We start from the raw sequence: 7,164 nt of genomic DNA on the forward strand, positions 1-7,164 counted from the left end.
CTCGGCGAAGGCCAGGTCTTCGGCGATGCTCGCATCAAGGTGGTGGCACACCATCAGCATGTCGAGGTGCTCATCGACGGTGTTGACCGTGTAGGGCATGGTTGGGTTGGTGGACGAAGGCAGCACGTTGGACAAGCCGGCGCACTTGATGATGTCCGGCGCATGGCCACCGCCCGCACCTTCGGTGTGGAAGGTGGCGATGGTGCGGCCCTTGAAGGCGGCGATGGTGTCTTCGACGAAGCCCGATTCGTTGAGCGTGTCGGTGTGGATGGTGACCTGCACGTCGTGCTTGTCAGCCACCGTCAGGCAGTTGTCGATGGCCGCGGGCGTGGTGCCCCAGTCTTCGTGCAGCTTCAGGCCGTACGCGCCGGCTTCGATTTGCTCTTCGAGCGCGCCGGGCAAGCTGGCGTTGCCTTTGCCCTGGAAGCCCAGGTTCATCGGGAAGCTCTCGGCTGCCTTCAACATCTGGTGGATGTGCCACGGCCCCGGCGTGCAGGTGGTGGCAAAGGTGCCGGTGGCCGGGCCGGTGCCGCCGCCGAGCATGGTGGTCACGCCGCTCATCAGCGCCTCTTCAATCTGCTGCGGGCAGATGAAGTGGATGTGGCTGTCGATGCCGCCGGCGGTGACGATGTTGCCTTCACCGGCAATGATCTCGGTGCCTGGGCCGATGATGATGTCGACACCGGGTTGCACGTCGGGGTTGCCGGCCTTGCCGATGGCGCTGATGCGTCCGGCCTTCAAGCCGATGTCGGCCTTGACGATGCCCCAATGGTCGATGATCAGCGCGTTGGTGATCACGGTGTCGGCCACGTCTTTTGCGAGCCGCTGGCTCTGGCCCATGCCGTCACGTATGGTCTTGCCGCCGCCGAACTTCACCTCTTCGCCGTAGGTGCCTGCGAGCAAGGTGAAGTCTTTCTCCACTTCGACGATGAGCCCGGTGTCGGCCAGGCGCACACGGTCACCGGTGGTGGGGCCGAACATCTCGGCATAGGCGCGTCGGTTGATGGTTGCCATTTTGTTCGCTTGCTGGAGGTGGTTTGGCTCGTTGCTTTTTTTGGGCGCAAAGAACGCGAAGAAAGACGCAAAGGTCGCGAAGGTTTCTATAGGTCGTTGACGATTCGGCGGATGCCGCTTTTCATGAGAGTGGCGTTGAAGTTCAACAGCAGGCCGAGTTTCCAGCCGCCCAGACGAAGGTAAGACAGCAGCTGTGCGGTGTGTATGGCTTCAAGGCTTCGAGTCGATTTCACTTCGATCAGCACCTTGCTTCGAACGAGCAAGTCGGCGCGGTAGGCGATCCCCAAGGCTTGACCGCGGTACGTCGCATGAATGGGCGCTTCACGTTGGAAGTGCAGGTCGCGATGCACGAGTTCGATTTCCAGCGCGGCGACATACGCAGACTCCAACAACCCTGGCCCCAAGACTTTGTGAACCGCTATAGCCGCGTCCACCAAATGCGCAGAAATCTCATCCTCATCCACTTTGCGACCTTTGCGTCTTTCTTCGCGTTCTTTGCGTCCAAAAAGACGGTGAAATCAAAGCGCCCCTTGCACCAGGCCACGAAACCCATACACCTTGCGCTCCCCCGCAAAGTCGACCAGCTCCACCGTGCGTTGCTGCCCCGGCTCGAAGCGCACCGCGGTGCCTGAGGCGATGTTGAGCCTCATCCCATGTGCCGCCTCGCGATCGAACCGAAGCGCGGCGTTGGTCTCGGCGAAGTGGTAATGGGAGCCGACCTGAACAGGCCGGTCGCCGCTGTTTTCGATTACCAGCGTGATGGCCCGGCGGCCAGTGTTGATCTCGATGTCGGGCCCGTCGGTGAGCAGTTCGCCGGGGATCATCACTTTCTCCGGCTGAACCACACGGCGGCGGCGGCCAGCGCGGCGGTGACGACGAAGCCCCAGGTGTCGGTGGCGTGCCAGTGCACGCCTTCAGCGCCATGGCCGTCGTGGGCCAAGGCCAGGGCGGGCAGGGTGGCCAATGCGAGAGCAGAGACAAAACGGGTCATGCGTAAGCTCCTGGTGAGGGATGTTGCTCTGTCGGTCATGCAATGGGTTGGTGCACAGTCACCAACTTGGTGCCGTCAGGGAAGGTGGCTTCGACCTGAATCTCGGGGATCAGCTCGGCAATGCCGTCCATCACGTCGGCGCGTGTGAGCACGGTCTTGCCCTCGCTCATCAGCGCGGCCACGGTCTTGCCGTCGCGAGCACCTTCCATGATGGCGGCGCTGATCAGGGCCACGGCTTCAGGGTAGTTGAGCTTCAGCCCGCGAGCCTTGCGGCGCTCGGCCAGCAGCGAGGCCGTGAAGATCAGCAGCTTGTCTTTTTCGCGGGGAGTGAGTTCCATGGTGGTGCAGGGAAGCAGAAGGTATGCCACATCTTAGGGCGATGAACGACGCCGTGGCATGGGGCTTGCGCGAGGTCGACGCATGAAGCTTGCCACCCCGCAGACAGCCGGCGCACTGACACCAGGCGCACTGCCTGTCGGCCCCGCCGACCAGGCCGGCTCGGCGCAGGCCGAAGGCGCGGTTCAGCGCGTGGTGAAAGTTCGCCGCGACTACAACAGCTGGGTCGCCCGCGAGACGATGGAAGACTACGCGCTGCGCTTCACGCCCCACAGCTTTCGCAAATGGAGCGAGATGCGCGTGGCCAACACCGCTTTCGGTGCGGCCTCGTTTCTGGTGCTCGAAGCGGTGGGCGCCACGCTCTTGGTGCAGTACGGTTTTCTGAATGCCTTCTGGGCGATTCTTGCCACCGGGCTGATCATCTTCCTGGCCGGCTTGCCCATCAGCATCTACGCTGCCCGCCATGGGCTCGACATGGACCTGCTCACCCGCGGCGCGGGCTTCGGCTACATCGGCTCGACCATCACCTCGCTCATCTACGCGAGCTTCACCTTCATCTTCTTCGCGCTCGAAGCGGCCATCATGGCCTACGCGCTCGACCTGGCTTTCGACATCCCGCCCGCATGGGGCTACCTCATCTGCGCGCTGGTCGTGATACCGCTCGTGACCCACGGCGTCACCGCCATCAGCCGCCTGCAGGTGTGGACGCAGCCGCTGTGGCTGGTGATGCTGGTCGTGCCCTATGTCTTTGTCTTCAAGTACAACCCCAACGTGTTGAGCGACCTGGCGCACTACGGCGGTGGCGAGGGCCAGGGCAGCAAGTTCAATGTCTACCTCTTTGGCGCGGCCATGACCGTGGGCATCGCCCTCATCACGCAGATGGGCGAGCAGGTCGATTACCTGCGTTTCATGCCCGAGAAAACTGAAGCGAACAAGCGGCGCTGGTGGGCCGGTGTGCTGGTGGGTGGGCCAGGCTGGGTGGTTCTGGGCGTGGTCAAGATGCTGGGAGGCGCCTTGCTGGCGTATATCGCCATCAGCCACTCGGTGCCGCTCGACCGCGCGGTTGACCCCAACCAGATGTACCTCGCGGCTTATGAATATGTGTTCTCGCGCCCCGGCTGGGCGGTGGCGGCGGTGGCGCTGTTCGTGGTGATCTCGCAGCTCAAGATCAACGTGACGAATGCGTACGCCGGCTCGCTCGCGTGGAGCAATTTTTTCGCGCGCCTCACGCACAGCCACCCGGGTCGCGTGGTGTGGGTGGTGTTCAACACCATGATCGCGTTGATGCTGATGGAGCTCGATGTCTTCAAGGCATTGGGCGGCGTGCTCGGGCTGTACTCCAACATCGCGATCTCATGGCTGATGGCCGTGGTGGCCGATTTGGTGATCAACAAGCCACTGGGCTTGTCACCCCCGGGCATCGAGTTCAAGCGCGCGCACCTGTACGACGTGAACCCGGTCGGTGTGGGCGCGATGGCGGCCGCCTCGCTGCTGTCGATCACAGCCTATCTCGGCGTGTTCGGCCCGCTGGCCGAGGCGTTCTCGGCGCTGATTGCGCTGGTCACGGCCATGGTCGCATCACCGCTCATCGCCTGGTGGACGAAAGGCAAGTACTACATCGCGCGGCGCTCACCGCACCCGCCCGGTCTCTTCACCGGCCTGCAAAGCTGCGTGATCTGCGAGCGCGAGTACGAGACCGACGACCTCGCCCATTGCCCCGCGTATCTCGGCAACATCTGCTCGCTGTGCTGCTCGCTGGATGCACGCTGCAACGACCTGTGCAAACCCGAGGCACGCCTGTCGGCCCAATGGGCGGGTGCCCTGCGCGCCCTGCTGCCCAAGCGGGTGTGGCCGTACCTCGAAACCGGCCTCGGCCACTACCTTCTGCTGATGGCCATCGTGGTGCCGGTGCTGGCCGGCATGTTCGGCCTGCTGTACTACCAGGAGCTGCGCGCCATGGGCGAGCACGCCCTGACCTTCGGGCCTACGCTGCGGCTCGGTTTCATCAAGGCCTTTGCCGCCTTGCTGTTGGTGACCGGCGTGGTGGTGTGGTGGCTGGTGCTCACGCACAAGAGCCGGCAAGTGGCACAGGAAGAATCCAACCGTCAAACGCAGGCCGTGCAAGAGCAAACGCTCGCCCTGCGCCGTGAGATCGCCTCGCACCGCCAGACCGACCTGCAGCTGCAAGAGGCCAAGCTCCAGGCCGAAGGCGCGCGGCACCAGGCCGAGCTGGCCAATCAGGCCAAGAGCCGCTACATCACGACCGTGAGCCACGAGCTGCGCACGCCGCTCAACAGCATCTTGGGCTATGCGCAGCTGCTGGAAGAAGATGCCTCCATCCCCGCGCATCGCAAGCAGGCGGTGAGTGTGATCCGCCGCGGCGGCGACCACTTGCTGTCGCTCATCGAAGGCACGCTGGACATCGCCCGCATCGAAGGCGGCAAGCTGCGGCTAGAGCCCAAGCCGCTGCGCTTTCGCGACTGCGTGCAGCAGATCGTGCGCATGTTCGAGCTGCAGGCGGCGGGCAAGGGCATAGCGTTCAGCGCCGAGCTCGCTGATGTGCTGCCCGAGGTGGTGCGTGCCGACGAGAAGCGGCTGCAGCAGATTCTCATCAACGTGCTGGGCAACGCGGTGAAGTTCACGCACACCGGCCGCGTGGTGTTTCGCTTGCGCTATGCGCGCGAGATGGCGCAGTTCGAGATCGAAGACACCGGCCCGGGCATTGCGGCCGACGAGATCGAGCACATCTTCGAGCCCTTTGCGCGGGGGTCAGAGGCGACCAGCGGTGGCACAGGCCTCGGCCTCACCATCGGCAAGATGCTCACCGATTTGATGGGCGGTGAGATGACGGTGAGCAGCACGCTGGGCGTGGGAACCATGTTTCGCATCCGCCTCTTCTTGCCTGAGGCGCGCGGTGCCGTGGCGGCGCTCGAAGTGCCGCGCGCCACCCGCACCAGCTACCGCGGCGAGCGCCGCCGCGTGTTGATCGTCGACAACGAAGAGGTGGACCGTACGCTGCTTGTGACCGTGCTGCAGCCGCTGGGCTTTGATCTCAAGCAGGCCGCCTCGGGCCACGAGTGCTTGGCCGTCGTGGCCGCCTTTGCGCCCGATGCCATCCTGATGGACCTGGCCATGCCCGGCATCGACGGCTGGGCCACCATACGCGCCATTCGCTCGCGGCAACTGAGCGCCGCGCCCATCGCCATCGTCTCGGGCAATGCCTTCGACAAGGAGCTGGAAAACGACGTCGGCATTGCCCCGCAAGACTTCGTGCTCAAGCCTGTGCGTGTGCACGAGCTGCTCGACTGGCTGGGCTCGCGCCTGTCGCTTGAGTGGCTCGAAACCCCGCGCGAGCCGGCCAACGCCAGCGCGCCGCCTGCACCCGCCAGCTGGGTGCTGCCCGACGAGGCCCAGCTGCGCGCGCTCGACGAGCTCATCAGCCTGGGTTACTTCAGGGGCATCGTGAAGAAGCTCGACGAGATCGAAGGCGAGAATGCGGCCCATGCCAGCTTCGTGGACCACCTGCGTGGCCTGGCGCGCAACTTTCAACTCGACGCGATGAGCGGCCTCGTGCGCCGCGCGCTCCATGACCAGCCGACCCTCTGACACCGACAGGCTCCCTGATCGCACCGCGAGCGACGTGGTGCTGATCGTCGACGACGTGCCCGACAACCTCTCGCTGCTGCACGATGCGCTAGACGAAGCCGGCTACACCGTGCTGGTGGCCACCAACGGCGAGAGCGCCCTGCAGCGCGCCGCGCAGACCGTGCCCGACGTGGTGCTGCTCGACGCCGTCATGCCCGGCCTGGACGGCTTCGAAGTGGCGCGCCGCCTGAAAGCGCTGCCCGCCACCGCGCACATCCCCATCATCTTCATGACCGGCCTCACCGACACCGAGCACGTGGTGGCGGCCTTTGCGGCGGGTGGGGTCGACTACGTGACCAAGCCCATACGCCCACAAGAAGTGCTGGCGCGCATGTCGGTGCACATGCAGAGCGCGCGCCAGGCGCGCCAAGCGCGCAATGCGCTCGATGCGTTTGGCCACGCGACGATGGCGGTGCATGTCACGTATGACGAAAAGGCGGACCTCAAGATCGGCCGCGCGGTGTGGCAGACGCCGCTTGCGCGCCAGTTGATGCACACCTACTTCGGCGTGTCGCCAGGCCAGGTGCCCGAGGTTTTGCTCGGGTGGCTGCGCGAGCAGTCGGCCCAGGGCGCGCAAGGCCGCGAGCCCAAGCCGCTCACCATCTCGCTTGAATCGAAGCAGCTCGTGTTTTCACTGCAAGAGCGCACCAGCGACGACGACTGGCTGATGGTGATGCGCGAGGTGTCTGACGCGGCCGTGGTCGAGGCCATGCTGCAAGCGCTGAAGCTCACCATGCGTGAGGCCGAGGTGCTGTACTGGGTGGTGAAGGGCAAGACCAACCGCGACATCGGCGACATCTTGGGCAGCAGCCCGGCGACGGTGAAGAAGCACCTGGAGCATGTGTTCGAGAAGCTCGGGGTGGAGACGCGCAACGCGGCGGCTTCGTTGGCGATGAAGAAGGTTCGATTGTTGGCTTCTTGATTGGGTTTTGCTGCAGTGCGCAGCACTGTCAACCGCTCAGCCTGACCCTTCGACAAGCTCAGCCCGCTCAGCCTGCTCCTTCTGTGCCGCTTCGCGTATGGACTTCTACCTGTCTTGCTCGACGGCGCCGGGTAGTCGCCCCGGCAGGCGAGTCACTTTGGTGTTCGCATAACTTTGCTTCGCAAAGTGAGCGAACCCCCGCTGCGCGAACATTTGTCGCGCCAAATGAAAGTAACCAAAGCAAAGGCGCTCTCCA

Annotated in this window: 7 protein-coding genes; 2 read left to right on the plus strand and 5 right to left on the minus strand. The window is 64.3% G+C overall.

The window, feature by feature from the left end; translation table 11 throughout:
• The 5 genes from AC30QB_RS17655 to ureA form a co-directional block, all read right to left on the minus strand.
• Nucleotides 1-1,014: urease subunit alpha (locus AC30QB_RS17655; protein WP_489547567.1), on the minus strand; the 1,014-nt coding region annotated here is incomplete at its 3' end.
• Nucleotides 1,015-1,100: 86 nt separating this feature from the next.
• Nucleotides 1,101-1,478 (minus strand): GxxExxY protein, encoded by a 378-nt coding sequence (locus AC30QB_RS17660; RefSeq protein ID WP_489547568.1) that lies wholly within the window; start codon nt 1,476-1,478, stop codon nt 1,101-1,103.
• Nucleotides 1,479-1,532: 54 nt separating this feature from the next.
• On the minus strand, nt 1,533-1,838 hold the full coding sequence (locus AC30QB_RS17665) for an urease subunit beta (protein WP_489547569.1): 306 nt from the start codon (nt 1,836-1,838) through the stop codon (nt 1,533-1,535).
• Nucleotides 1,838-2,005: a hypothetical protein gene (locus AC30QB_RS17670; RefSeq protein WP_489547570.1), complete on the minus strand. Its 168-nt coding sequence runs from the start codon at nt 2,003-2,005 to the stop codon at nt 1,838-1,840. The genes AC30QB_RS17665 and AC30QB_RS17670 overlap by 1 nt, the downstream gene beginning before the upstream one ends.
• 35 nt (nt 2,006-2,040) lie before the next feature.
• Nucleotides 2,041-2,343, minus strand: a complete 303-nt coding sequence (gene ureA / locus AC30QB_RS17675; RefSeq protein WP_489547571.1) for an urease subunit gamma — start codon at nt 2,341-2,343, stop codon at nt 2,041-2,043.
• A gap of 82 nt (nt 2,344-2,425) precedes the next feature.
• Here ureA and AC30QB_RS17680 point away from each other — a divergent pair, with 82 nt between their 5' ends.
• Both AC30QB_RS17680 and AC30QB_RS17685 read left to right on the plus strand, forming a co-directional pair.
• Complete coding sequence (locus AC30QB_RS17680; RefSeq protein WP_489547572.1) at nt 2,426-5,947, plus strand: hybrid sensor histidine kinase/response regulator; 3,522 nt, start codon at nt 2,426-2,428, stop codon at nt 5,945-5,947.
• Nucleotides 5,928-6,908 carry a response regulator gene (locus AC30QB_RS17685; RefSeq protein WP_489547573.1) on the plus strand — a complete coding sequence of 327 codons (981 nt, stop codon included), beginning with the start codon at nt 5,928-5,930 and terminating at the stop codon, nt 6,906-6,908. Before AC30QB_RS17680 ends, AC30QB_RS17685 begins: the two co-directional genes overlap by 20 nt.
• Nucleotides 6,909-7,164: the final 256 nt, after the last annotated feature.

This window comes from Rhizobacter sp. (assembly GCF_046595475.1).
Classification (GTDB): Bacteria; Pseudomonadota; Gammaproteobacteria; order Burkholderiales; family Burkholderiaceae_C; genus Rhizobacter.

Coding starts and splice junctions, on each gene's coding strand:
- AC30QB_RS17665 (WP_489547569.1), bottom strand. CDS start 1,838: ATGATCCCCGGCGAACTGCTCACCGACGGGCCCGACATCGAGATCAAC.
- AC30QB_RS17670 (WP_489547570.1), bottom strand. CDS start 2,005: ATGACCCGTTTTGTCTCTGCTCTCGCATTGGCCACCCTGCCCGCCCTG.
- ureA (WP_489547571.1), bottom strand. CDS start 2,343: ATGGAACTCACTCCCCGCGAAAAAGACAAGCTGCTGATCTTCACGGCC.
- AC30QB_RS17680 (WP_489547572.1), top strand. CDS start 2,426: ATGAAGCTTGCCACCCCGCAGACAGCCGGCGCACTGACACCAGGCGCA.
- AC30QB_RS17685 (WP_489547573.1), top strand. CDS start 5,928: ATGACCAGCCGACCCTCTGACACCGACAGGCTCCCTGATCGCACCGCG.